This window comes from Erwinia amylovora (assembly GCF_017161565.1).
GTDB lineage: Bacteria > Pseudomonadota > Gammaproteobacteria > Enterobacterales > Enterobacteriaceae > Erwinia > Erwinia amylovora.
In genome coordinates this window covers 3,491,006-3,514,968 of record NZ_CP066796.1, presented here as the reverse complement: position 1 = coordinate 3,514,968, position 23,963 = coordinate 3,491,006, and the positions used below count along the sequence as shown (strand labels likewise).

The 23,963-nt window shown below is 52.2% G+C and carries 16 protein-coding genes, 5 tRNA genes and 3 rRNA genes; 23 read left to right on the top strand and 1 reads right to left on the bottom strand.

Going from position 1 to position 23,963, the window contains the following annotated elements:
- The first annotated feature begins 1 nt into the window (after nt 1).
- From pepQ to birA, 11 genes are all read left to right on the top strand, one after another.
- On the top strand, nt 2–1,333 hold the full coding sequence (gene pepQ, locus JGC47_RS15985; protein WP_004154969.1) for a Xaa-Pro dipeptidase: 1,332 nt from the start codon (nt 2–4) through the stop codon (nt 1,331–1,333).
- On the top strand, nt 1,333–1,944 hold the full coding sequence (locus JGC47_RS15980) for an IMPACT family protein (RefSeq protein WP_004154970.1): 612 nt from the start codon (nt 1,333–1,335) through the stop codon (nt 1,942–1,944). Before pepQ ends, JGC47_RS15980 begins: the two co-directional genes overlap by 1 nt.
- A gap of 28 nt (nt 1,945–1,972) precedes the next feature.
- Nucleotides 1,973–3,424, top strand: a complete 1,452-nt coding sequence (gene trkH, locus JGC47_RS15975) for a Trk system potassium transporter TrkH (protein ID WP_004154972.1) — start codon at nt 1,973–1,975, stop codon at nt 3,422–3,424.
- 14 nt (nt 3,425–3,438) lie between these two features.
- Nucleotides 3,439–3,975 carry a menaquinone-dependent protoporphyrinogen IX dehydrogenase gene (gene hemG / locus JGC47_RS15970; protein ID WP_004154973.1) on the top strand — a complete coding sequence of 179 codons (537 nt, stop codon included), beginning with the start codon at nt 3,439–3,441 and terminating at the stop codon, nt 3,973–3,975.
- Between the two features lie 412 nt (nt 3,976–4,387).
- Nucleotides 4,388–5,927 (top strand): 16S ribosomal RNA (locus JGC47_RS15965).
- 86 nt (nt 5,928–6,013) lie between these two features.
- Nucleotides 6,014–6,088 (top strand) — tRNA-Glu (locus JGC47_RS15960).
- 354 nt (nt 6,089–6,442) lie between these two features.
- Nucleotides 6,443–9,435, top strand: a 23S ribosomal RNA gene (locus tag JGC47_RS15955).
- 215 nt (nt 9,436–9,650) lie between these two features.
- Nucleotides 9,651–9,766: ribosomal RNA gene (gene rrf / locus JGC47_RS15950) — 5S ribosomal RNA — on the top strand.
- Together the 16S, 23S and 5S rRNA genes with 1 tRNA gene alongside form the textbook arrangement of a ribosomal RNA operon.
- A gap of 558 nt (nt 9,767–10,324) precedes the next feature.
- Entirely contained in the window at nt 10,325–10,453 is a 129-nt protein-coding gene (locus JGC47_RS17825) for a hypothetical protein (protein WP_024015133.1), read from the top strand.
- Nucleotides 10,454–10,470: 17 nt separating this feature from the next.
- Complete coding sequence (gene murB / locus JGC47_RS15945) at nt 10,471–11,508, top strand: UDP-N-acetylmuramate dehydrogenase (RefSeq protein ID WP_004154977.1); 1,038 nt, start codon at nt 10,471–10,473, stop codon at nt 11,506–11,508.
- Nucleotides 11,505–12,467, top strand: a complete 963-nt coding sequence (gene birA, locus JGC47_RS15940; protein WP_004154979.1) for a bifunctional biotin--[acetyl-CoA-carboxylase] ligase/biotin operon repressor BirA — start codon at nt 11,505–11,507, stop codon at nt 12,465–12,467. Before murB ends, birA begins: the two co-directional genes overlap by 4 nt.
- Before the next feature lie 26 nt (nt 12,468–12,493).
- On the opposite strand, the gene coaA is transcribed toward birA, so the two are convergent.
- Nucleotides 12,494–13,444 carry a type I pantothenate kinase gene (coaA, locus tag JGC47_RS15935; RefSeq protein WP_004154980.1) on the bottom strand — a complete coding sequence of 317 codons (951 nt, stop codon included), beginning with the start codon at nt 13,442–13,444 and terminating at the stop codon, nt 12,494–12,496.
- Between the two features lie 489 nt (nt 13,445–13,933).
- Between coaA and JGC47_RS15930 the strand changes: the two genes are divergently transcribed.
- The 12 genes from JGC47_RS15930 (at nt 13,934) to rpoB (ending at nt 23,953) form a co-directional block, all read left to right on the top strand.
- Nucleotides 13,934–14,009: transfer RNA gene (locus tag JGC47_RS15930), tRNA-Thr, on the top strand.
- Between the two features lie 12 nt (nt 14,010–14,021).
- Nucleotides 14,022–14,106, top strand: a tRNA-Tyr gene (locus JGC47_RS15925).
- Between the two features lie 217 nt (nt 14,107–14,323).
- Nucleotides 14,324–14,398: transfer RNA gene (locus JGC47_RS15920), tRNA-Gly, on the top strand.
- Between the two features lie 6 nt (nt 14,399–14,404).
- Nucleotides 14,405–14,480 (top strand) — tRNA-Thr (locus JGC47_RS15915).
- 113 nt (nt 14,481–14,593) lie between these two features.
- Nucleotides 14,594–15,778: an elongation factor Tu gene (tuf, locus tag JGC47_RS15910; protein ID WP_004154983.1), complete on the top strand. Its 1,185-nt coding sequence runs from the start codon at nt 14,594–14,596 to the stop codon at nt 15,776–15,778.
- A 269-nt stretch (nt 15,779–16,047) separates the two neighbouring features.
- Nucleotides 16,048–16,431, top strand: a complete 384-nt coding sequence (secE, locus tag JGC47_RS15905; protein WP_004154984.1) for a preprotein translocase subunit SecE — start codon at nt 16,048–16,050, stop codon at nt 16,429–16,431.
- Between the two features lies 1 nt (nt 16,432).
- Complete coding sequence (nusG, locus tag JGC47_RS15900) at nt 16,433–16,978, top strand: transcription termination/antitermination protein NusG (RefSeq protein WP_004154985.1); 546 nt, start codon at nt 16,433–16,435, stop codon at nt 16,976–16,978.
- 193 nt (nt 16,979–17,171) lie between these two features.
- The gene (gene rplK / locus JGC47_RS15895; RefSeq protein WP_004154986.1) at nt 17,172–17,600 is read left to right on the top strand and encodes a 50S ribosomal protein L11; all 429 of its coding nucleotides are present in this window, start codon (nt 17,172–17,174) and stop codon (nt 17,598–17,600) included.
- Between the two features lie 3 nt (nt 17,601–17,603).
- On the top strand, nt 17,604–18,308 hold the full coding sequence (gene rplA / locus JGC47_RS15890) for a 50S ribosomal protein L1 (RefSeq protein WP_004154987.1): 705 nt from the start codon (nt 17,604–17,606) through the stop codon (nt 18,306–18,308).
- 345 nt (nt 18,309–18,653) lie between these two features.
- A complete protein-coding gene (gene rplJ, locus JGC47_RS15885; protein ID WP_004154988.1) occupies nt 18,654–19,157 on the top strand; it encodes a 50S ribosomal protein L10 in 504 nt (167 codons plus the stop codon).
- A gap of 67 nt (nt 19,158–19,224) precedes the next feature.
- Nucleotides 19,225–19,590, top strand: coding sequence for a 50S ribosomal protein L7/L12 (rplL, locus tag JGC47_RS15880; RefSeq protein ID WP_004154989.1), 366 nt, complete (start codon nt 19,225–19,227; stop codon nt 19,588–19,590).
- Nucleotides 19,591–19,924: 334 nt separating this feature from the next.
- Entirely contained in the window at nt 19,925–23,953 is a 4,029-nt protein-coding gene (gene rpoB / locus JGC47_RS15875; RefSeq protein WP_004154990.1) for a DNA-directed RNA polymerase subunit beta, read from the top strand.
- Nucleotides 23,954–23,963 lie beyond the last annotated feature (10 nt).

The following is a 23,963-nucleotide window of genomic DNA, read 5'->3' as shown; positions in this document are numbered from 1 at the left end:
CATGGAGTCGTTGGTTACGCTCTATCAGGAGCATATTAAAATCCTGCAACAGCGTGTACAGCAGGTGCTGGCGCGCCATAATCTTGATGCAATGTTGATTCATTCCGGTGAATTACTGACGGTATTCCTTGACGATCACCCCTATCCTTTCAAAGTGAACCCGCAGTTCAAAGCCTGGGTGCCTGTTACCCAGCTGCCAAACTGTTGGCTGTGGATAGATGGCGTCAGCAAGCCTAAGCTGTGGTTCTATTCTCCGGTTGATTACTGGCATAACGTGGAGCCGCTGCCGAATAGTTTCTGGACAGGCGAAATGGATATTATGCCGCTGAAAAACGCCGATGATATTGCCCGGCTGTTGCCCGCACAGCGTCAGAATGTCGCCTACATTGGCCCGGTGGCCGCCCGTGCTACCGGGCTGGGTTTCAATAGCAAGGCGATTAATCCCCGGGGCGTTATCGATTTCCTGCATTACCATCGTGCCTACAAAACCGGCTATGAGCTGTATTGTTTGCGCCAGGCGCAGATGATTGCGGTAACCGGCCACCGGGCGGCAAAAGAGGCATTCAAAGCGCGGTTAAGTGAATTCGATATTAATGTGGCTTATCTCAGTGCCACCGGCCACCGGGATACTGACGTCCCGTACGGCAATATTATCGCGATGAACGAGCATGCAGCGGTATTGCATTACACAAAACTCGACCAGCAGCTGCCCGAAAAGCGCCGCAGTTTTCTGATTGATGCCGGGGCAGAATACAATGGCTATGCGGCAGATATCACCCGCAGCTATGCGGCGAATGAAGGTAGCGAGTATGCGCAGCTGATCAAAGACATGAATAGGGAAGAACTGGAGCTGATCGCCACTATGAAAGCGGGCGTACGCTACACCGAATATCATCAGCAGATGCATTTTCGCATCGCCAGCCTGCTGCTTAACCATCAGCTGGTCAACGGGCTTAGCGCAGAAGCGATGGTGAAAGAGGACCTCACAGGGCCGTTTATGCCGCATGGCGTAGGCCACTCGCTGGGCTTACAGGTCCATGACGTGGCAGGCTTTATGCAGGACGATCGCGGCACGCATCTCGCTGCGCCGCAGCAGTATCCCTATCTGCGCTGTACCCGCGTGCTGGAGCCGGGAATGGTACTGACCATTGAACCGGGGATCTATTTTATCGATTCGCTGCTGGCCCCCTGGCGTGCCGGTAAATTCAGCCAGTACTTTGACTGGGCGAAAATTGATGAGCTGAAAGCCTGTGGCGGCATTCGCATTGAAGACAATGTGGTTATCCATAAACACAGCGTGGAAAACATGACGCGCGATCTTCATCTGGCCTGATGGACGCTTACGATATTCCGGCAGAGCCGTGGAGCTTTAGCGAAGAGATAAAAAAAAGCCGTTTTATCACGCTGCTGGCCCATACTGATGGTGTTGACGAGGCGCGGGCCTTTGTCCGGCAGACCAAACAGCAGCATCCGGCAGCACGGCACCATTGCTGGGCATTTGTCGCCGGGGCGCCCGATGATTCGCAGCAGCTGGGATTCTCCGATGATGGTGAACCGTCCGGCACCGCCGGTAAACCCATACTGGCCCAGCTGATGGGAGGCCATATTGGCGAAATCACGGCGGTGGTTGTGCGCTATTACGGCGGCATTATGCTGGGAACCGGCGGGCTGGTTAAAGCTTACGGTGGCGGTGTCCAGCAGGCGCTACGCCTGCTGCCTCGCCGGGTTAAAGTCCCCATGCTCACGTTCAGCCTTATCTGCGACTATGCACAGTTGAGTGAAATTGAACGCCTGGTCGCTCGCTTCGACGGGCAGGTGCTCAACAGCGAGTTTGTGGAAAACATCACCCTCTCCCTGGCTTTGCCCCATGCACGGGTGGCGGGCTTCAGGCAGAATTTGTCAGACTTCAGCCGGGGCGCTCTGCAGTTAGTCTCGCTTAAATAACATTTCACGTCAGGAAAGGAACGGCAGAATGCATTTTCGCGCCATTACCCGCATAGTGGGTTTACTGGTCATTTTATTCTCAGGCACCATGATCGTGCCCGGACTGGTGGCATTGATTTACCGCGACGGTGCAGGGCGTGCATTTACTCAGACTTTTTTTATGGCGCTGATGATCGGCACGTTACTCTGGTGGCCAAACCGCAAAAAGAAGAGTGAACTGAAGCCGCGTGAAGGGTTCCTTATCGTGGTGCTGTTCTGGACGGTGTTGGGCAGCGTGGGGGCCATGCCGTTTATCTTCGCCGAACAGCCGAATCTCACGCTGACCGATGCTTTTTTTGAGTCATTTTCTGCGCTGACAACCACCGGCGCGACAACCTTGGTGGGGCTGGACGCATTGCCCAAGGCCATCCTGTTTTACCGCCAGATGTTGCAATGGTTGGGGGGGATGGGAATTATCGTGCTGGCCGTTGCAATTCTTCCTATCCTTGGCGTGGGGGGGATGCAGCTTTATCGTGCCGAAATGCCCGGTCCACTGAAAGACAACAAGATGCGCCCGCGCATTGCTGAAACGGCGAAAACGTTATGGCTGATCTACGTTTTGCTGACCCTGGCGTGCGCGCTGGCCCTGTGGCTGGCCGGCATGTCGCTGTTCGACGCAATTGGCCATAGCTTTTCCACCATCGCCATTGGTGGCTTTTCCACCCATGATGCCAGCATTGGCTATTTTAACAGTCCAACAATAAATACCATTATTGCCGTTTTCCTGCTGATATCCGGCTGTAACTATGGTTTACATTTCTCATTACTCAGCGGACGTAATCTGCGTGTTTACTGGCGCGATCCGGAATTTCGCATGTTTATTGGTGTGCAGATTACGCTGGTAGTGATTTGTACCCTGGTGTTATGGTTCCACGATGTCTACCAAAGCGGAATGCAGACGCTTAACCAGGCTTTTTTCCAGGTTGTTTCGATGGCGACCACCGCTGGCTTCACCACGGACAGTATTGCTCGTTGGCCATTATTCCTGCCGGTATTGCTGTTGTGTTCCGCGTTTATCGGCGGCTGTGCCGGTTCTACCGGCGGCGGTCTGAAGGTTATCCGCATTCTGCTGCTGTTTAAACAGGGATCGCGTGAGTTAAAAAGGCTGGTGCACCCCAATGCGGTTTACACTATCAAGCTGGGCAATCGTGCCTTGCCTGAACGTATCCTTGAAGCGGTGTGGGGGTTCTTCTCTGCTTATGCCCTGGTGTTTATCCTCAGCATGCTGGCGATCATTGCTACCGGTGTGGATGACTTTTCGGCATTTGCAGCGATCGCTGCCACGTTGAATAACCTCGGCCCAGGCTTGGGGGTAGTGGCGGAAAACTTCACTTCAATGAATGATACTGCCAAGTGGATTCTGATTTTGACGATGCTGTTCGGGCGTCTTGAAGTCTTTACCTTATTAGTTCTGTTTACGCCAACTTTCTGGCGTGAGTAAGCGAGAGTTTAATAATGAAAGCGCTAATCCTCTTTTCCAGCCGTGATGGTCAAACCCGCCAGATTGCCTTCTATATTGCCAACCTTCTTAAGGAGCAGCGTGAATGCGATGTTTTCAACATTCAGCATGTTGATGACATCGACTGGTCTCAATATGACAGGGTGCTGATTGGGGCATCGATCCGTTACGGTCACTTCCAGCCGGTGGTAGCCCAGTTTGTGAAAAGAAACCTCAACGCATTGCAGCAGCGCGCGAGTGGTTTCTTCTCTGTGAACCTGACGGCGAGAAAGCCTGAGAAGCGCACGCCGCAAACTAACGCTTACACACGTAAGTTCTTGCTTCAGTCCCCGTGGGAACCCGACTGTTGCGCGGTTTTTGCCGGCGCACTGCGTTATCCACTCTATGGCTTCTTTGATCGCACTATGATCCAGCTGATTATGCGCATGACGAAAGGTGAAACTGATACCAGTAAGGAAGTCGAGTACACCGACTGGCAGCAGGTGAGCCGCTTTGCCCATGAATTTGCTGAATTATCCAGCAAATTGCAGTAAAAAAACGCGTTTCGATGAAAAATAAGGCGCTCAATCATTTTTTTGCAATAAGCCCTTGTCAGCCGTCAGAAACTCCCTATAATGCGCCTCCACTGACACGGAACAACGGCTTACCGGCCGGCGTGTTGAGAGGTTCAGGAAGTTCTGAACCGCCTGGAAAAACTTCTGTAAAAGAGGTTGACTCCGGAGGAGGAAAGCGTAATATACGCCACCTCGCGACAGGATGCCAAGGCACTGTGCGCACCGCTCTTTAACAATTTATCAGACAATCTGTGTGGGCACTCGCAGGATTGATATCAGACGCTTCCGGGCGTCAAAAAAATATCAAGTCTTAAGAGTGAACACATAATGAAATTCATTATGACGTTTTACGATTGAGCATCGCTGGACTGGTTTCAGCAAATCGAACTTTTAATTGAAGAGTTTGATCATGGCTCAGATTGAACGCTGGCGGCAGGCCTAACACATGCAAGTCGAACGGTAGCACAGAGAGCTTGCTCTTGGGTGACGAGTGGCGGACGGGTGAGTAATGTCTGGGAAACTGCCCGATGGAGGGGGATAACTACTGGAAACGGTAGCTAATACCGCATAACGTCTACGGACCAAAGTGGGGGACCTTCGGGCCTCACACCATCGGATGTGCCCAGATGGGATTAGCTGGTAGGTGGGGTAACGGCTCACCTAGGCGACGATCCCTAGCTGGTCTGAGAGGATGACCAGCCACACTGGAACTGAGACACGGTCCAGACTCCTACGGGAGGCAGCAGTGGGGAATATTGCACAATGGGCGCAAGCCTGATGCAGCCATGCCGCGTGTATGAAGAAGGCCTTCGGGTTGTAAAGTACTTTCAGCGGGGAGGAAGGGGAAGAGGTTAATAACCTTTTCCATTGACGTTACCCGCAGAAGAAGCACCGGCTAACTCCGTGCCAGCAGCCGCGGTAATACGGAGGGTGCAAGCGTTAATCGGAATTACTGGGCGTAAAGCGCACGCAGGCGGTCTGTCAAGTCGGATGTGAAATCCCCGGGCTTAACCTGGGAACTGCATTCGAAACTGGCAGGCTAGAGTCTCGTAGAGGGGGGTAGAATTCCAGGTGTAGCGGTGAAATGCGTAGAGATCTGGAGGAATACCGGTGGCGAAGGCGGCCCCCTGGACGAAGACTGACGCTCAGGTGCGAAAGCGTGGGGAGCAAACAGGATTAGATACCCTGGTAGTCCACGCCGTAAACGATGTCGACTTGGAGGCTGTTCCCCTGAGGAGTGGCTTCCGGAGCTAACGCGTTAAGTCGACCGCCTGGGGAGTACGGCCGCAAGGTTAAAACTCAAATGAATTGACGGGGGCCCGCACAAGCGGTGGAGCATGTGGTTTAATTCGATGCAACGCGAAGAACCTTACCTGGCCTTGACATCCACGGAATTCTGCAGAGATGCGGAAGTGCCTTCGGGAACCGTGAGACAGGTGCTGCATGGCTGTCGTCAGCTCGTGTTGTGAAATGTTGGGTTAAGTCCCGCAACGAGCGCAACCCTTATCCTTTGTTGCCAGCGATTCGGTCGGGAACTCAAAGGAGACTGCCGGTGATAAACCGGAGGAAGGTGGGGATGACGTCAAGTCATCATGGCCCTTACGGCCAGGGCTACACACGTGCTACAATGGCGCATACAAAGAGAAGCGACCTCGCGAGAGCAAGCGGACCTCATAAAGTGCGTCGTAGTCCGGATCGGAGTCTGCAACTCGACTCCGTGAAGTCGGAATCGCTAGTAATCGTAGATCAGAATGCTACGGTGAATACGTTCCCGGGCCTTGTACACACCGCCCGTCACACCATGGGAGTGGGTTGCAAAAGAAGTAGGTAGCTTAACCTTCGGGAGGGCGCTTACCACTTTGTGATTCATGACTGGGGTGAAGTCGTAACAAGGTAACCGTAGGGGAACCTGCGGTTGGATCACCTCCTTACCTGAAGATACCTTCCGGCGCAGTGTCCACACAGATTGTCTGATAGAAGTAATGAGCAAGGCGCCTGCGAAGTCGCGACACACCGTGTCCCCTTCGTCTAGCGGTTAGGACTCCGCCCTTTCACGGCGGCAACAGGGGTTCGAATCCCCTAGGGGACGCCACTTGCTTGGTGACAGGTGAAAGGTGTCGCTAAAAATATCTTAAAGCTGACTGCAAAGTCAGGTTTAAGATATTGCTCTTTAACAATCCGGAACAAGCTGAAAATTGAAACGACATGTCGTGTTCATTCTCCGTAATCAGAATGAAATCACGATATGTTCGAGTCTCTCAAATACTTGCACCCGAAAGGGTCTCTTACTCAGGTTGAGTAATGAGCGAGCTAAGTGAAGGCAAGGCGTCAGCGCGCAGCAACGCGGAGTGGACTTGAGTCCATGAGCATTGCGAGCACTGCATAACGCCGCCGTCACGACGCGCAGCCATTACGTGAACCGGAGAGGGACGCTTGTGGGTTGTGAGGTTAAGCGACTAAGCGTACACGGTGGATGCCCAGGCAGTCAGAGGCGATGAAGGGCGTGCTAATCTGCGATAAGCGTCGGTAAGGTGATATGAACCGCAACAACCGACGATACCCGAATGGGGAAACCCAGTGCAATCCGTTGCACTATCATGTCATGAATACATAGTGGCATGAGGCGAACCGGGGGAACTGAAACATCTAAGTACCCCGAGGAAAAGAAATCAACCGAGATTCCCCCAGTAGCGGCGAGCGAACGGGGAACAGCCCAGAACCTGAATCAGTTTGTGCCTTAGTGGAAGCGTCTGGAAAGTCGCGCAGTAAAGGGTGACAGCCCCGTACACAAAAAGGCACTTGCTGTGAGTTCGATGAGTAGGGCGGGACACGTGACATCCTGTCTGAATATGGGGGGACCATCCTCCAAGGCTAAATACTCCTGACTGACCGATAGTGAACCAGTACCGTGAGGGAAAGGCGAAAAGAACCCCGGCGAGGGGAGTGAAACAGAACCTGAAACCGTGTACGTACAAGCAGTGGGAGCACCTTCGTGGTGTGACTGCGTACCTTTTGTATAATGGGTCAGCGACTTATATTCTGTAGCAAGGTTAACCGTATAGGGGAGCCGCAGGGAAACCGAGTCTTAACTGGGCGTTAAGTTGCAGGGTATAGACCCGAAACCCGGTGATCTAGCCATGGGCAGGTTGAAGGTTGGGTAACACTAACTGGAGGACCGAACCGACTAATGTTGAAAAATTAGCGGATGACCTGTGGCTGGGGGTGAAAGGCCAATCAAACCGGGAGATAGCTGGTTCTCCCCGAAAGCTATTTAGGTAGCGCCTCGTGAACTCATCTCCGGGGGTAGAGCACTGTTTCGGCTAGGGGGCCATCCCGGCTTACCAACCCGATGCAAACTGCGAATACCGGAGAATGTTATCACGGGAGACACACGGCGGGTGCTAACGTCCGTCGTGAAGAGGGAAACAACCCAGACCGCCAGCTAAGGTCCCAAAGTCATGGTTAAGTGGGAAACGATGTGGGAAGGCACAGACAGCCAGGATGTTGGCTTAGAAGCAGCCATCATTTAAAGAAAGCGTAATAGCTCACTGGTCGAGTCGGCCTGCGCGGAAGATGTAACGGGGCTAAACCATGCACCGAAGCTGCGGCAGCGGACGTATCACCCAAGCAGATTCACTGAAGTGGATAACGATTGACGGAGCGCAGCGACGTCAATGCGCCATCAAAGTCGAGTCGGCTTCGGGATACGTCCGTTGGGTAGGGGAGCGTTCTGTAAGCCGTCGAAGGTGTGCTGTGAGGCATGCTGGAGGTATCAGAAGTGCGAATGCTGACATAAGTAACGATAAAGCGGGTGAAAAGCCCGCTCGCCGGAAGACCAAGGGTTCCTGTCCAACGTTAATCGGGGCAGGGTGAGTCGACCCCTAAGGCGAGGCCGAAAGGCGTAGTCGATGGGAAACGGGTTAATATTCCCGTACTGGGTGTTACTGCGAAGGGGGGACGGAGAAGGCTATGTTAGCCGGGCGACGGTTGTCCCGGTTTAAGCGTGCAGGCTTGAGTTCCAGGCAAATCCGGAACTCTTTAAGGCTGAGGCGTGATGACGAGGCACCACGGTGCTGAAGTAACAAATGCCCTGCTTCCAGGAAAAGCCTCTAAGCATCAGGTAACATCCAATCGTACCCCAAACCGACACAGGTGGTCAGGTAGAGAATACCAAGGCGCTTGAGAGAACTCGGGTGAAGGAACTAGGCAAAATGGTGCCGTAACTTCGGGAGAAGGCACGCTGGCGCGTAGGTGAAGCGACTTGCTCGTGGAGCTGAAGCCAGTCGAAGATACCAGCTGGCTGCAACTGTTTATTAAAAACACAGCACTGTGCAAACACGAAAGTGGACGTATACGGTGTGACGCCTGCCCGGTGCCGGAAGGTTAATTGATGGGGTTATCCGTAAGGAGAAGCTCTTGATCGAAGCCCCGGTAAACGGCGGCCGTAACTATAACGGTCCTAAGGTAGCGAAATTCCTTGTCGGGTAAGTTCCGACCTGCACGAATGGCGTAATGATGGCCAGGCTGTCTCCACCCGAGACTCAGTGAAATTGAACTCGCTGTGAAGATGCAGTGTACCCGCGGCAAGACGGAAAGACCCCGTGAACCTTTACTACAGCTTGACACTGAACATTGAGCCTTGATGTGTAGGATAGGTGGGAGGCTTTGAAGCGTGGACGCCAGTCTGCGTGGAGCCAACCTTGAAATACCACCCTTTAACGTTTGATGTTCTAACCTGGCGCCGTTACCCGGCGTGGGGACAGTGTCTGGTGGGTAGTTTGACTGGGGCGGTCTCCTCCCAAAGAGTAACGGAGGAGCACGAAGGTCAGCTAATCACGGTCGGACATCGTGAGGTTAGTGCAATGGCATAAGCTGGCTTGACTGCGAGAGTGACGGCTCAAGCAGGTGCGAAAGCAGGTCATAGTGATCCGGTGGTTCTGAATGGAAGGGCCATCGCTCAACGGATAAAAGGTACTCCGGGGATAACAGGCTGATACCGCCCAAGAGTTCATATCGACGGCGGTGTTTGGCACCTCGATGTCGGCTCATCACATCCTGGGGCTGAAGTAGGTCCCAAGGGTACGGCTGTTCGCCGTTTAAAGTGGTACGCGAGCTGGGTTTAGAACGTCGTGAGACAGTTCGGTCCCTATCTGCCGTGGGCGCTGGAAGATTGAGAGGGGTTGCTCCTAGTACGAGAGGACCGGAGTGAACGCACCGCTGGTGTTCGGGTTGTCATGCCAATGGCATTGCCCGGTAGCTAAGTGCGGAAAAGATAAGCGCTGAAAGCATCTAAGCGCGAAACTTGCCTCGAGATGAATCTTCCCTGACTCCTTGAGAGTCCTGAAGGGACGTTGAAGACGACGACGTTGATAGGCCGGGTGTGTAAGCGCAGCGATGCGTTGAGCTAACCGGTACTAATGACCCGTGAGGCTTAACCTTGCAACGCCAGAAGCGTTCTGGGTTGTATTGAGAGACGAAAAGAGATTTTCAGCTTGTTCACCGGAAAACAGATTTGCAGGAAACGAAAGATTTTGTGCTGAAGCAAGGCGGCAGGTGCAGTGAAGGAAAGCGCATACTGAGGTATGTGACTGAGTTTACAGGCGCGGCCAGTGCGGCACCAGTGAAAAAGATCCGTTTCGTGCACAAAGAATTTGCCTGGCGGCTTTAGCGCGGTGGTCCCACCTGACCCCATGCCGAACTCAGAAGTGAAACGCCGTAGCGCCGATGGTAGTGTGGGGTCTCCCCATGCGAGAGTAGGGAACTGCCAGGCATCAAATAAAGCAAAAGGCCATCCTGCGGGATGGCCTTTTTGCGTTTTAAATATTGCGCAAAAATTCAATTCTAACCCGCTACTAAATTTAGCAACACATCTTGTAGCCTGAGGGCATTTCACTAATCCAGACAAAGTAGGGCAGAAGACGAAGTCTTCTGCGTGTCGCCTGCAACGGCCCTGAGGGTGAATGACGGAGTCGCTTATAAACGGCCGGACAACAAAACAACAGATAAGCCCCATGCGCAAGCATGGGGCTTATCTGTTTGCTGTGACCCGTACTGAATAGCATTGACACGTTTCGGCTTGATCCCTGAAAACGTGATAATGACTGATTTTAGAGGCACACTATCCTTTGTCGTTTTAAATCGACGTTGTTGAGCAGGTTGAAAAAAGCGAAATGACCTACAAACAGGCTCAACTGCACTGATGGATAAGAACAGAGAAAAATGAATCAACAGCTGCAACATCGCTCAGATCGTGGAATACGTAATCATTCAGAAAGTGCCCCGTCAGTCCATAAATGAAACGGGCTAATCTGCTCAATCACGGATGGCTATGACGGCTATCGGAACGCACTGGTGGAAAGACATTGCAGATCCGGGTAGTTTGCATTCCCGCTGCTATCTCATGCTGAAAGTCCTCAACTCGCTGCATACGGATCGGGTACACTATCCGGTAGTTTAATCGGTAAAGGTCGCACTATGTCCCGCCAGCAATATTCGTTGAAATCCTGGAATACCTTCGGTATTGACGCCTATGCAAAAAAAATTACTGTGGCAAACAGCCTGGAAGCACTTTGCCAGTGCTGGCAGCAAAGCGTGCAGCAAAACGAGCCGGTGCTGTTATTGGGCAAAGGAAGTAACGTACTGTTTCTGGGAGATTTTGTGGGTCAGGTGCTGATCAACCGCCTGAAGGGCATCAGCATTACGGAGACGGCCGATGCATGGCTATTACATGCAGGTGCGGGGGAGGACTGGCATCAACTGGTTGAAACCACGCTGGATAAAGGTATTGCCGGACTCGAAAACCTTGCACTGATCCCGGGATGTGTAGGCTCCGCCCCTATCCAGAATATCGGCGCCTACGGTGTCGAGCTGGAACAAATATGTGAGTACGTAGATATTGTCTCTCTTGGTGATGGCTTATGCCAGCGTTTGAGCGCAGCTGAATGCCAGTTTGGCTATCGCGACAGCATATTCAAGCATCGCTATCGTGATGGTTATGCCATCGTGGCCGTAGGATTCAGACTAAGGAAAAGCTGGCAGCCCGTATTAAGCTACGGAGAATTACGCACTCTTGATCCGCAGGCAGTCACACCACGACAGATATTTAATGCCGTTTGCCAAATGCGCCGTGGCAAACTGCCCGACCCTCAAATCACGGGTAATGCGGGTAGTTTCTTCAAAAACCCGTTGGTGAGCGCTCAAGTCGCTGCTGAACTACATAACCGGTATCCCGATATTCCACAATATCCACAGGAAAGTGGTGAGGTTAAGCTAGCCGCCGGCTGGCTGATTGAACGCTGTTCACTAAAAGGATTCCGCCTGGGTGGCGCAGCAGTGCATGAAAAGCAAGCGCTGGTAATAATCAATGCTGAATCCGCCAGTGGGCAGGACATCGTGAATTTAGCACGTACTGTGCGTCAGCGCGTGGCGGAGAAATTCAATATATGGCTGGAACCTGAAGTGCGCTTTATTGCTGCTAAGGGCGAAACAGATGCTGTAGAGGCTATTGCATGAAAGACAATACCGTACCGTTAAAGCTGATACAGATTCTGGCGGATGGGGAGTTCCATTCAGGAGAGCAGCTTGGTGAACAAATGGGCATGAGCCGTGCGGCAATTAACAAGCATGTTCATACATTGAAAGAGTGGGGGGTTGACGTCTTTACCGTCACCGGGAAAGGCTATAGCTTGCCATTGACCATGCAGTTGCTGGATGAGAAAGCGATTAATGCACAGCTGGAAGATGGCCGACTCACGGTGATCCCGGTAATTGACTCAACCAATCAGTATCTGATGGACAGAATGGCCAGTCTGCAATCGGGGGACGCCTGTGTGGCAGAATATCAGCAGGCGGGGCGCGGCAGGCGTGGACGGCAGTGGTTTTCTCCTTTTGGATCTAATCTGTATTTATCAATGTACTGGCATCTGGAACAAGGACCGGCAGCGGCAATGGGATTAAGTCTGGTTATCGGCATCGTTATCGCCGAAGCGCTTCAGCAACAGGGCGCGCCCGATATCAGGGTAAAATGGCCCAATGATATTTACCTTAACGATCGCAAGTTGGCCGGCATTCTCGTTGAGCTGACCGGGAAAACGGGGGATGCGGCACAAATCGTGATTGGTGCGGGAATTAATCTGGCGATGCGCGATCCGGCGCAAGACGAGATTAATCAGGGCTGGATAAACTTGCATGAAGCGGGGTGCAATGTTGATCGGAATGCCCTTTCTGCGCTGATTGTTAACAAGATGCGCACGGCGCTGGCACAGTTTGAACAGGATGGCCTTACCCCCTTTATTCAACGCTGGGCTGCGTTAGATAACTTCATTAATCGCCCGGTAAAACTCTTGATTGGCGACCGGGAAATTGTTGGTATTGCCAGAGGTATCGACCAACAGGGTGGCTTAATGCTGGAGCAGGATGGTGTTACCAAGTCCTGGGTCGGCGGGGAAATTTCGCTCCGGCCACAGGACTGACAGAGAGGAGCAACGCCCCTCTGTGGTTATTTTCTTAATCTGACGAGATCGACTGCATGGTTGGAGCTTTTCGTCATAATCAGGCTGGCGCGTTCGCGTGTAGGCAGAATATTCTCTTTCAGATTCCGGTAATTAATTTCGTTCCATAGCTGGCTGGCAATAGCCACCGCTTCTTGTTCAGGCAGTTGCGCATAGTGGTGAAAATAAGAATCTGGATCGGTAAATGCGCCCTGGCGAAATTTCAGGAAACGGTTGATATACCAGTTTTTCAGTAAATCTTCCGGCGCGTCAACGTAAATCGAAAAATCCACGAAGTCAGAGACAAAAACGTGATGTGGATCATGAGGATAATCCATACCGCTTTGCAATACGTTCAGCCCCTCAAGGATCAAAATATCAGGCTGCTGAACGATTTTGTCCCCCGCTGGAATGACATCATAAATCAGATGAGAATAGACCGGAGCAGTAACCTGAGCGGCACCCGATTTCAGGTCTGAGACAAAGTTAACCAGGCGATGCATATCATAGGAGAGGGGAAAGCCCTTCTTCTTCATCAACCCACGTTCTTTCAGTACGGAATTTGGATGCAGGAAGCCGTCAGTAGTGATCAATTCAACGCGACGATGCTCCGGCCAGCGGCTCAACAATGCTTGCAACACACGTGCAGTGGTACTTTTACCGACGGCAACGCTACCTGCAATACTAATGATATAGGGAATTTTCTGTCCATCAGTACCAAGGAACTGCTCAAGTACTGCCTGGCGCCGTAAATTAGAGCTGATATAAAAATTCAGCAGGCGAGAGAGCGGAAGGTAGATCTCCGCCACTTCTTCTATCGAAAGATCTTCATTTATGCCTTTAAGTCGGGCAATTTCCTCCTCCGAAAGGGTCATTGGCACCGAGTCGCGCAGCGCAGCCCACTGGGTCCGGTTGAACTGTAAATAGGGTGTGGTTAACAGAGAGTCTTTTTTGCTCATATGCCTGCTTCTGTCAGCGATTTTACCCTTCAAAAAAAGTTAGCGCACAATGTAACAGCAACACTTACTTGCCACACAGCAAGGCTACGAAGGGAAAGTTCATAAAACAATGGGCGGAGGTTACCACCAGACGGGCAGCAAAAAGAAGGAAAAAGATGCGCGGCAGCTGCAAACGTAATCGCGCCCGCATAAATGATAATTACCGCTGGCAATCAGCAGGGCGAACTGATTGAACTTCAACTGCGGCAAGGCGCACCTACCGGCTGAATATGATTTATCCAAATAAAACCTCTCTGCGCAAAGTGCTTTGTTATGCGAACTTTCGATATGATGCCAGTTAGCAAATTGAGGTGATGGATATTTGAACGAATTCGCACTGAAAAGCGGCTGTTTTCACCCTGTTTGCATAAATAGTGAACGTAAGAACAAATATCGCAAATTTTTTGTTGCATCCCGGCTCAGGTCTTTCTAGAATGCGCACCACTTGATGCCGGCTTAGCTCAGTTGGTAGAGCAACTGACTTGTAATCAGTAGGTCACCAGTTCGATTCCGGTAGCCGGCACCATCAAGTACCCCAGGTGGGATTCCCGAGCGGCCAAAGGGAGCAGACTGTAAATCTGCCGTCATCGACTTCGAAGGTTCGAATCCTTCTCCCACCACCATTTTCGACTTAGCGCTTTTAAGTCGAAACTAGAAGAGTTGAGCAATCACTTAACTGGAAAAGATGGCAGTCTTCTGAAGGCATGCTCATCAAGATTTAGACTGAGCTCAAGCACAGTCAGGGTCATCAGGCAAAAGCATGGTGGCTTGAGCGGCAAAGAAACATATTCTTTTCTGTTCAGCAAGCTACAGACAGAACAGGTAGCCGAGTTCCAGGATGCGGGCATCGTATAATGGCTATTACCTCAGCCTTCCAAGCTGATGATGCGGGTTCGATTCCCGCTGCCCGCTCCAAGCCGTGCTGATATGGCTCAGTTGGTAGAGCGCACCCTTGGTAAGGGTGAGGTCCCCAGTTCGACTCTGGGTATCAGCACCACTTTCAAAATCTCCCTCCCTGCTTCTTCTCTGTTAAAACAATTCAACTATTCAGGCGATGCCTGGTTGATGTGGTGATATCACCGATTAATCCGTGTCTTAGAGGGACAAGCGATGTCTAAAGAAAAATTTGAACGTTCCAAACCGCACGTCAACGTTGGTACTATCGGCCACGTTGACCACGGCAAAACTACCCTGACTGCTGCTATCACCACCGTTCTGGCTAAAACCTACGGCGGCGCGGCGCGTGCATTCGATCAGATCGATAACGCACCGGAAGAAAAAGCGCGTGGTATCACCATCAACACTTCACACGTTGAATATGACACCGAGTCTCGCCACTACGCGCACGTTGACTGCCCGGGCCACGCCGACTATGTGAAAAACATGATCACCGGTGCTGCGCAGATGGACGGCGCGATCCTGGTAGTTGCTGCGACTGACGGCCCAATGCCTCAGACCCGTGAGCACATCCTGCTGGGTCGCCAGGTTGGCGTGCCATACATCATCGTGTTCCTGAACAAATGTGACATGGTTGATGATGAAGAGCTGCTGGAGCTGGTTGAAATGGAAGTACGTGACCTGCTGTCACAGTACGACTTCCCAGGCGACGACACGCCAATCGTGCGTGGTTCTGCGCTGAAAGCGCTGCAGGGCGAAGCAGAGTGGGAAGCGAAGATCATCGAACTGGCTGGCCATCTGGATAACTACATCCCGGAACCAGAGCGTGCGATTGACAAACCGTTCCTGCTGCCAATTGAAGACGTCTTCTCCATCTCTGGCCGTGGTACCGTTGTTACCGGTCGTGTAGAGCGCGGTATCGTTAAAGTGGGTGAAGAAGTTGAAATCGTTGGTATCAAAGATACCGTGAAATCAACCTGTACCGGCGTTGAGATGTTCCGTAAGCTGCTGGACGAAGGCCGTGCGGGTGAGAACTGTGGTATCCTGCTGCGCGGTATCAAGCGCGAAGATATCCAGCGTGGTCAGGTTCTGGCGAAGCCAGGCACCATCAAGCCACACACCAAGTTCGAGTCAGAAGTTTATATTCTGTCTAAAGACGAAGGCGGCCGTCATACTCCGTTCTTCAAAGGCTACCGTCCACAGTTCTACTTCCGTACTACTGACGTGACCGGGACTATCGAACTGCCAGAAGGCGTTGAGATGGTGATGCCAGGCGACAACATTCAGATGGTTGTGACCCTGATCCACCCGATCGCCATGGACGACGGTCTGCGTTTCGCCATCCGTGAAGGTGGTCGTACCGTTGGTGCGGGTGTTGTTGCTAAAGTTATCGCTTAATCGCTGATAATATTTGACGCAATGCACACGAAAAGGGCATCATTTGATGCCCTTTTTGCACGCTGTAACATAGAACCTGACTCATCAGTGATTTTTTCGACCATAATCATTGCTGAGGCAGGCTCTGTAGCACGGCGTAAAGCCAATAGTTTTCAAGCTAAGGCCTGAAATTAAAGGATATGCCGAGTTAAGCCTAACAGCATCATTCGGTTCGGTTGCCTCGTCTTACGAGGCTAAAGTGTTTCTGATTTATTGTGGCAGGTTGGTTTATGAGTGCTAATACAGAAGCTCAAGGAAACGGGCGCGGCCTGGAAATAGTGAAGTGGTTGGGTGTGGTGGTGCTTCTGGTGGCCGCTGTTGCCGGCAACGCCTGGTATCGCGATGTAACATTACCGCTGCGTGCACTGGCTGTTGTGGTCCTGATGGCTGCAGCAGCTGGCCTTGCCCTGTTGACCGTTAAGGGTAAAGCAACGTTGGCTTTCGCCCGCGAAGCACGCACAGAAGTGCGTAAAGTCGTCTGGCCTACTCGTCAGGAAACGTTGCACACCACGTTGATCGTTGCCGCGGTGACTGCCGTGATGTCACTGATTTTGTGGGGACTGGATGGTATTCTGGTTCGCCTGGTATCGTTTATCACTGGCCTGAGGTTCTGAGATGTCTGAAGCTCCAAAAAAGCGCTGGTACGTCGTTCAGGCGTTTTCCGGTTTTGAAGGCCGCGTAGCTCAATCGCTGCGCGAGCATATCAAGTTACATAACATGGAAGAGCTGTTTGGCGAGGTCATGGTTCCCACCGAAGAGGTGGTTGAGATCCGTGGTGGCCAGCGTCGTAAAAGCGAGCGCAAGTTCTTCCCCGGATACGTGCTGGTCCAGATGGTGATGAACGATGCCAGTTGGCACCTGGTGCGCAGTGTGCCACGCGTGATGGGCTTTATCGGCGGTACTTCCGATCGCCCGGCACCGATCAGTGACAAAGAAGTTGACGCAATCATGAACCGCCTGCAGCAGGTTGGGGATAAACCGCGTCCGAAAACGCTGTTTGAGCCAGGCGAAATGGTGCGTGTCAATGACGGCCCGTTTGCCGACTTTAACGGTGTGGTGGAAGAAGTCGACTACGAGAAAAGCCGCCTGAAAGTGTCCGTGTCTATTTTTGGCCGTGCAACACCGGTTGAGCTGGACTTCGGTCAGGTGGAGAAAGGGTAGTTCCCCTGATATCCCCTGCTGTTGAACAGTCAGGGTGAACAAAAAATTACCAGTCGCCGTCATCTGGTGGTTGCGAGAGGCGCGAAATTGCAATACAATTTCGCGCCTTTTGTTTTTATGCGCTGTCACAGCGTATGAATATTAATCACGGGGAGCTCCTTCAGGAGCGTTATCACCCAATAGAGGAATTATCATGGCTAAGAAAGTACAAGCCTACGTTAAGTTGCAGGTTGCAGCTGGTATGGCAAACCCAAGTCCTCCGGTAGGCCCGGCTCTGGGTCAGCAAGGCGTTAACATCATGGAATTCTGTAAAGCGTTCAACGCCAAAACAGAATCTCTTGAGAAAGGTCTGCCGATCCCTGTCGTCATCACCGTTTACTCTGACCGTTCTTTCACCTTCGTTACTAAGACCCCTCCTGCAGCAGTACTGCTGAAGAAAGCGGCTGGTATCAAGTCTGGTTCTGGCAAGCCGAACAAAGACAAAGTAGGTAAAGTATCGCGTGCTCAGGTACGTGAAATCGCAGAAACCAAAGCTGCGGACATGACTGGTGCTGACATTGAAGCGATGACTCGCTCAATCGAAGGTACTGCTCGTTCCATGGGCCTGGTAGTAGAGGACTAAGAAATGGCTAAGCTGACCAAGCGCATGCGCGTGATCCGTGACAAAGTTGATGCAACTAAACAGTATGATATCAACGAAGCCGTTGCTCTGCTGAAAGAGCTGGCTACTGCTAAGTTCGTAGAAAGCGTTGACGTAGCGGTAAACCTCGGAATTGATGCACGTAAATCTGACCAGAACGTACGCGGTGCAACCGTACTGCCACACGGTACTGGCCGTTCTGTTCGCGTTGCCGTATTTGCTCAGGGCGCAAACGCTGAAGCTGCTAAAGCAGCCGGCGCTGAACTGGTAGGTATGGAAGATCTGGCTGATCAGATCAAAAAAGGCGAAATGAACTTCGACGTTGTTATTGCATCACCGGATGCAATGCGCGTTGTTGGCCAGCTGGGTCAGGTTCTCGGCCCACGCGGTCTGATGCCAAACCCGAAAGTTGGCACTGTAACCCCTAACGTTGCTGAAGCAGTGAAAAACGCCAAAGCCGGTCAGGTTCGTTACCGTAACGACAAAAACGGCATCATCCATACCACTATCGGTAAGGTTGATTTCGACGCGGATAAATTGAAAGAAAACCTGGAATCCCTGCTGGTTGCGCTGAAAAAAGCCAAACCTTCACAGGCTAAAGGCGTTTTCATCAAGAAAGTAAGCATCTCCACCACTATGGGTGCAGGTGTGGCAGTTGATCAGGCTGGCCTGAACGCTTCTGCTAGCTAATCTGTGCTTTACGCGGGCGTGTTTTTCCTCTAGAATCTTACGCCCGCTGCTCGGTTAAGATACTGAGCGTCTAATCCTGGCTTCACCATGTTGAACGCGGGGAATTAGAAAAGAATTTTTAGGTTGGAGCCTGGCCTTATCCAGGCCTCCGTCCAAGACCGCAGGCGTTTCTTTTGTCAGAAACTTAATCTCCTGCGTAGACGGTGACAGAACCAAAAGAATATTTTTATAGTCTTTGCTGGATTCTGCTCACCGTGTTTTAGCGCCTGTCTGTGGTAACACGGTTCAGGTGAAGTGAGTTCCGGGGAAATCCATCCCCGGCCAAAAATCCAGGAGCACAAGCTAATGGCCTTAAATCTTCAAGACAAACAAGCGATTGTTGCTGAAGTCAGCGAAGTAGCCAAAGGCGCGCTGTCTGCGGTAGTTGCGGATTCTCGTGGCGTTACCGTAGATAAAATGACCGAACTGCGTAAAGCAGGTCGTGAAGCTGGCGTATACATGCGTGTTGTTCGTAACACCCTGCTGCGCCGCGTCGTTGAAGGTACTCAGTTCGAGTGCCTGAAAGACACGTTAACCGGTCCAACCTTGATTGCATACTCTATGGAACACCCGGGCGCTGCTGCTCGTCTGTTCAAAGAGTTCGCGAAAGCGAATGCAAAATTTGAGGTTAAAGCTGCGGCCTTTGAAGGCGAGCTGATCAGTGCGGCTCAGATCGACCGCCTGGCAACTCTGCCTACTTACGATGAAGCAATCGCACGCCTGATGGCAACCATGAAAGAAGCCGCTGCCGGCAAACTGGTTCGCACTCTGGCTGCTGTACGCGATCAGAAAGAAGCGGCTGCTGCTTAATCAGCGCGCCTTTCTTCTCCGTTCACTTGCTTACGTATAAATTACTTTCTGAATTTAGGAACACGAAATGTCAATCACTAAAGACCAAATCATTGAAGGCGTTGCAGCTCTGTCTGTAATGGAAATCGTTGAACTGATCTCCGCTATGGAAGAGAAATTCGGCGTGTCAGCTGCTGCTGCCGTTGCAGGTCCTGCTGCTGCTGCTGAAGCTGTAGAAGAAAAAACCGAGTTCGACGTGGTACTGAAAGCTATCGGCGCGAACAAAGTTGCCGTGATCAAAGCAGTACGTGGCGCAACCGGTCTGGGCCTGAAAGAAGCTAAAGATCTGGTTGAGTCTGCACCTGCTGCCCTGAAAGAAGGCATCAGCAAAGACGACGCAGAAGCACTGAAGAAAGTACTGGAAGAAGCTGGCGCAGAAGTTGAAGTTAAATAAGCCAACCTTTCAGGTTGCAGCCTGGTTGTAGTTTGTACCAGGCTGATGGCTGGTGACTTTTTGGTCACCAGCCTTTTTGCGCTCTACAGCGTCAATGATATTTCACACTGTTTAGTCATTGATTAGCTTAATATCTTTCTCTATCGACGACTTAATATACTGCCTTCCTGCACGGGTTCCCTGCCCGGACAACGGCAATGAAATGATTTAAGCGTGATAGAAAGAGGTATTACGAAAGGCGATCTGCCCTTCGCACGTGACAAAACAGCGTTGCATGAACTGTCCCCGCTGGACGGACAGAAAGGTTCTACTTTTCAGCGAGCTGAGGAACCCCATGGTTTACTCCTATACCGAGAAAAAACGTATTCGTAAGGATTTTGGAAAACGTCCACAAGTTCTGGACATTCCTTATCTCCTTTCTATCCAGCTTGACTCGTTCCAGAAGTTCATCGAGCAAGATCCGGAAGGTCAATATGGGCTGGAAGCGGCATTCCGTTCCGTATTTCCAATCCAAAGCTATAGCGGTAACTCTGAGCTGCAGTACGTCAGCTACCGTTTAGGCGAGCCTGTATTTGATGTTAAAGAGTGTCAGATCCGTGGCGTCACGTTTTCTGCCCCTCTGCGCGTTAAGCTGCGCCTGGTGATCTACGAGCGCGAAGCGCCGGAAGGCACGGTTAAAGACATCAAAGAACAAGAAGTGTACATGGGTGAAATTCCACTCATGACCGATAACGGTACCTTCGTCATCAACGGTACAGAACGCGTTATCGTTTCTCAGCTGCATCGTAGTCCTGGTGTGTTCTTCGACAGCGATAAGGGTAAAACCCACTCATCGGGTAAAGTGCTGTACAACGCACGCATCATTCCTTATCGCGGCTCATGGCTGGACTTCGAGTTCGACCCGAAAGACAACCTGTTCGTCCGTATTGACCGTCGGCGTAAACTGCCTGCGACCATCATTCTGCGCGCGTTGAATTACACCACTGAGCAGATCCTTGACCTGTTCTTCGAAAAAGTGGTTTACCAGATCCGCGACAACAAGCTGCAGATGGAGCTGGTCCCGGAGCGCCTGCGTGGTGAAACTGCGTCATTCGACATCGAGTCGAACGGCACCGTTTACGTCGAAAAAGGCCGTCGCATTACCGCGCGCCATATTCGTCAGCTGGAAAAAGACGCTGTTGCTCATATCGAAGTTCCGGTTGAGTACATTGCGGGTAAAGTCGTCGCTAAAGACTATATCGACGAGAGCACCGGTGAACTGCTGATTGCAGCCAACATGGAGCTGTCGTTGGATCTGCTGGCCAAACTGAGCCAGTCGGGTCACAAGCGTATCGAAACGCTGTTCACTAACGATCTGGATCACGGCCCGTACATCTCTGAAACCGTACGCGTCGACCCAACCAGCGATCGCCTGAGCGCGCTGGTTGAGATCTACCGCATGATGCGCCCTGGTGAGCCACCAACGCGTGAAGCGGCTGAAAACCTGTTTGAGAACCTGTTCTTCTCCGAAGACCGCTACGATCTGTCTGCGGTTGGTCGCATGAAGTTCAACCGTTCTCTGCTGCGTGACGAGATCGAAGGTTCCGGTATCCTGAGCAAAGACGACATCATTCAGGTGATGAAGAAGCTCATCGGCATCCGTAACGGCATCGGCGAAGTGGATGATATCGATCACCTCGGCAACCGTCGTATCCGCTCCGTTGGCGAAATGGCCGAGAACCAGTTCCGTGTCGGCCTGGTGCGCGTAGAGCGTGCGGTGAAAGAGCGCCTGTCTCTGGGCGATCTGGATACCTTGATGCCACAGGACATGATCAACGCCAAGCCAATTTCTGCGGCAGTGAAGGAGTTCTTCGGCTCCAGCCAGCTGTCACAGTTTATGGATCAGAACAACCCGCTGTCTGAGATCACGCACAAACGTCGTATCTCTGCACTTGGCCCGGGCGGTCTGACGCGTGAACGTGCGGGCTTCGAAGTGCGAGACGTACACCCGACTCACTATGGTCGCGTATGTCCAATCGAAACCCCGGAAGGTCCGAACATCGGTTTGATCAACTCCTTGTCTGTCTATGCACAGACCAACGAGTACGGTTTCCTGGAAACCCCATACCGTCGCGTGCGCGATGGCGTGGTGACCGACGAAATTCATTACCTCTCTGCCATTGAAGAGGGTAACTACGTTATTGCTCAGGCAAACACCAACCTCGACGACGAAGGTCACTTCGTTGACGACCTGGTGACCTGCCGCAGCAAAGGCGAATCGAGCCTGTTCAGCCGCGATCAGGTTGACTACATGGACGTTTCCACCCAGCAGGTGGTTTCCGTTGGTGCGTCACTGATCCCGTTCCTGGAACACGATGACGCCAACCGCGCATTGATGGGTGCAAACATGCAACGTCAGGCGGTACCGACTCTGCGCGCTGATAAGCCGCTGGTAGGTACCGGTATGGAACGCGCGGTAGCGGTCGACTCCGGTGTTACTGCCGTAGCGAAACGTGGTGGTACCGTTCAGTATGTGGATGCATCGCGTATCGTTATCAAAGTTAACGAAGACGAAATGTACCCAGGCGAAGCCGGTATCGACATTTACAACCTGACCAAATACACCCGTTCTAACCAGAACACCTGCATCAACCAGATGCCGTGTGTCAACCTGGGCGAACCGATTGAACGCGGTGATGTGCTGGCTGATGGTCCTTCAACCGACCTCGGCGAACTGGCTCTGGGCCAGAACATGCGCGTGGCGTTCATGCCGTGGAACGGCTACAACTTCGAAGACTCCATCCTGGTCTCCGAGCGCGTGGTTCAGGAAGATCGCTTTACCACTATCCACATTCAGGAACTGGCCTGCGTGTCGCGTGACACCAAGCTGGGGCCGGAAGAGATCACCGCGGATATCCCGAACGTGGGTGAAGCTGCGCTCTCTAAACTGGATGAGTCCGGTATCGTGTACATCGGTGCTGAAGTGACCGGCGGTGACATCCTGGTGGGTAAGGTAACGCCGAAAGGTGAAACCCAGCTGACGCCAGAAGAGAAACTGCTGCGCGCTATTTTCGGTGAGAAAGCGTCTGACGTTAAAGACTCTTCTCTGCGCGTACCGAACGGCGTGTCAGGTACCGTTATCGACGTTCAGGTCTTCACCCGTGACGGTGTAGAAAAAGACAAACGTGCGCTGGAAATCGAAGAGATGCAGCTGAAGCAGGCGAAGAAAGACCTGTCTGAAGAGTTGCAGATCCTCGAAGCTGGCCTGTTCAGCCGCATTAACTACCTGCTGGTTTCCGGCGGCGTCGAAGCGGAAAAACTGGACAAGCTGCCACGCGAGCGCTGGCTGGAACTGGGCCTGAGCGACGAAGATAAGCAAAACCAGCTGGAACAGCTGGCCGAGCAGTACGACGAGCTGAAGCACGAGTTTGAGAAAAAACTCGATGCCAAGCGCCGCAAAATCACTCAGGGCGATGACCTGGCACCTGGCGTGCTGAAAATCGTTAAAGTGTATCTGGCGGTTAAACGTCAGATCCAGCCTGGTGATAAAATGGCAGGTCGCCACGGGAACAAAGGTGTTATCTCCAAGATCAACCCGATTGAAGATATGCCTTACGATGAGAACGGTACGCCGGTCGACATCGTACTGAACCCGCTGGGCGTACCCTCACGTATGAACATCGGTCAGATTCTTGAAACCCACCTGGGTATGGCTGCGAAGGGCATTGGCGAGAAAATCAACGCCATGCTGAAGAAGCAGGAAGAAGTGTCCAAACTGCGTGAGTTTATTCAGCGTGCTTACGATCTGGGCACCGACGTGCGTCAGAAAGTTGACCTGAACACCTTCAGCGACGACGAAGTGCTGCGTCTGGCAGAGAACCTGAAAAAAGGTATGCCAATCGCCACTCCGGTGTTTGATGGTGCGAAAGAGAGCGAAATCAAAGAGCTGTTACAGCTTGGCGGCCTGCCTTCTTCCGGTCAGATCACCCTGTTCGACGGTCGTACCGGTGAGCAGTTCGAACGCCAGGTTACCGTTGGCTACATGTACATGCTGAAACTCAACCACCTGGTGGATGACAAAATGCATGCGCGTTCTACCGGTTCTTACAGCCTTGTTACTCAGCAGCCGCTGGGTGGTAAAGCGCAGTTCGGTGGTCAGCGCTTCGGTGAGATGGAAGTGTGGGCACTGGAAGCATACGGTGCCGCGTATACCCTGCAGGAAATGCTGACCGTGAAGTCTGATGACGTCAACGGCCGTACGAAGATGTATAAGAACATCGTCGACGGCAACCATCAGATGGAACCGGGCATGCCGGAATCCTTCAACGTACTGTTGAAGGAGATCCGCTCGCTGGGTATCAACATCGAGCTGGAAGACGAGTAATAACTCGCAT

What these genes read in the sequence shown, in the direction of transcription:
- pepQ (WP_004154969.1), top strand. Translation starts at nt 2, where the DNA reads ATGGAGTCGTTGGTTACGCTCTATCAGGAGCATATTAAAATCCTGCAA.
- JGC47_RS15980 (WP_004154970.1), top strand. Translation starts at nt 1,333, where the DNA reads ATGGACGCTTACGATATTCCGGCAGAGCCGTGGAGCTTTAGCGAAGAG.
- trkH (WP_004154972.1), top strand. Translation starts at nt 1,973, where the DNA reads ATGCATTTTCGCGCCATTACCCGCATAGTGGGTTTACTGGTCATTTTA.
- hemG (WP_004154973.1), top strand. Translation starts at nt 3,439, where the DNA reads ATGAAAGCGCTAATCCTCTTTTCCAGCCGTGATGGTCAAACCCGCCAG.
- JGC47_RS17825 (WP_024015133.1), top strand. Translation starts at nt 10,325, where the DNA reads ATGACGGCTATCGGAACGCACTGGTGGAAAGACATTGCAGATCCGGGT.
- murB (WP_004154977.1), top strand. Translation starts at nt 10,471, where the DNA reads ATGTCCCGCCAGCAATATTCGTTGAAATCCTGGAATACCTTCGGTATT.
- birA (WP_004154979.1), top strand. Translation starts at nt 11,505, where the DNA reads ATGAAAGACAATACCGTACCGTTAAAGCTGATACAGATTCTGGCGGAT.
- coaA (WP_004154980.1), bottom strand. Translation starts at nt 13,444, where the DNA reads ATGAGCAAAAAAGACTCTCTGTTAACCACACCCTATTTACAGTTCAAC.
- tuf (WP_004154983.1), top strand. Translation starts at nt 14,594, where the DNA reads ATGTCTAAAGAAAAATTTGAACGTTCCAAACCGCACGTCAACGTTGGT.
- secE (WP_004154984.1), top strand. Translation starts at nt 16,048, where the DNA reads ATGAGTGCTAATACAGAAGCTCAAGGAAACGGGCGCGGCCTGGAAATA.
- nusG (WP_004154985.1), top strand. Translation starts at nt 16,433, where the DNA reads ATGTCTGAAGCTCCAAAAAAGCGCTGGTACGTCGTTCAGGCGTTTTCC.
- rplK (WP_004154986.1), top strand. Translation starts at nt 17,172, where the DNA reads ATGGCTAAGAAAGTACAAGCCTACGTTAAGTTGCAGGTTGCAGCTGGT.
- rplA (WP_004154987.1), top strand. Translation starts at nt 17,604, where the DNA reads ATGGCTAAGCTGACCAAGCGCATGCGCGTGATCCGTGACAAAGTTGAT.
- rplJ (WP_004154988.1), top strand. Translation starts at nt 18,654, where the DNA reads ATGGCCTTAAATCTTCAAGACAAACAAGCGATTGTTGCTGAAGTCAGC.
- rplL (WP_004154989.1), top strand. Translation starts at nt 19,225, where the DNA reads ATGTCAATCACTAAAGACCAAATCATTGAAGGCGTTGCAGCTCTGTCT.
- rpoB (WP_004154990.1), top strand. Translation starts at nt 19,925, where the DNA reads ATGGTTTACTCCTATACCGAGAAAAAACGTATTCGTAAGGATTTTGGA.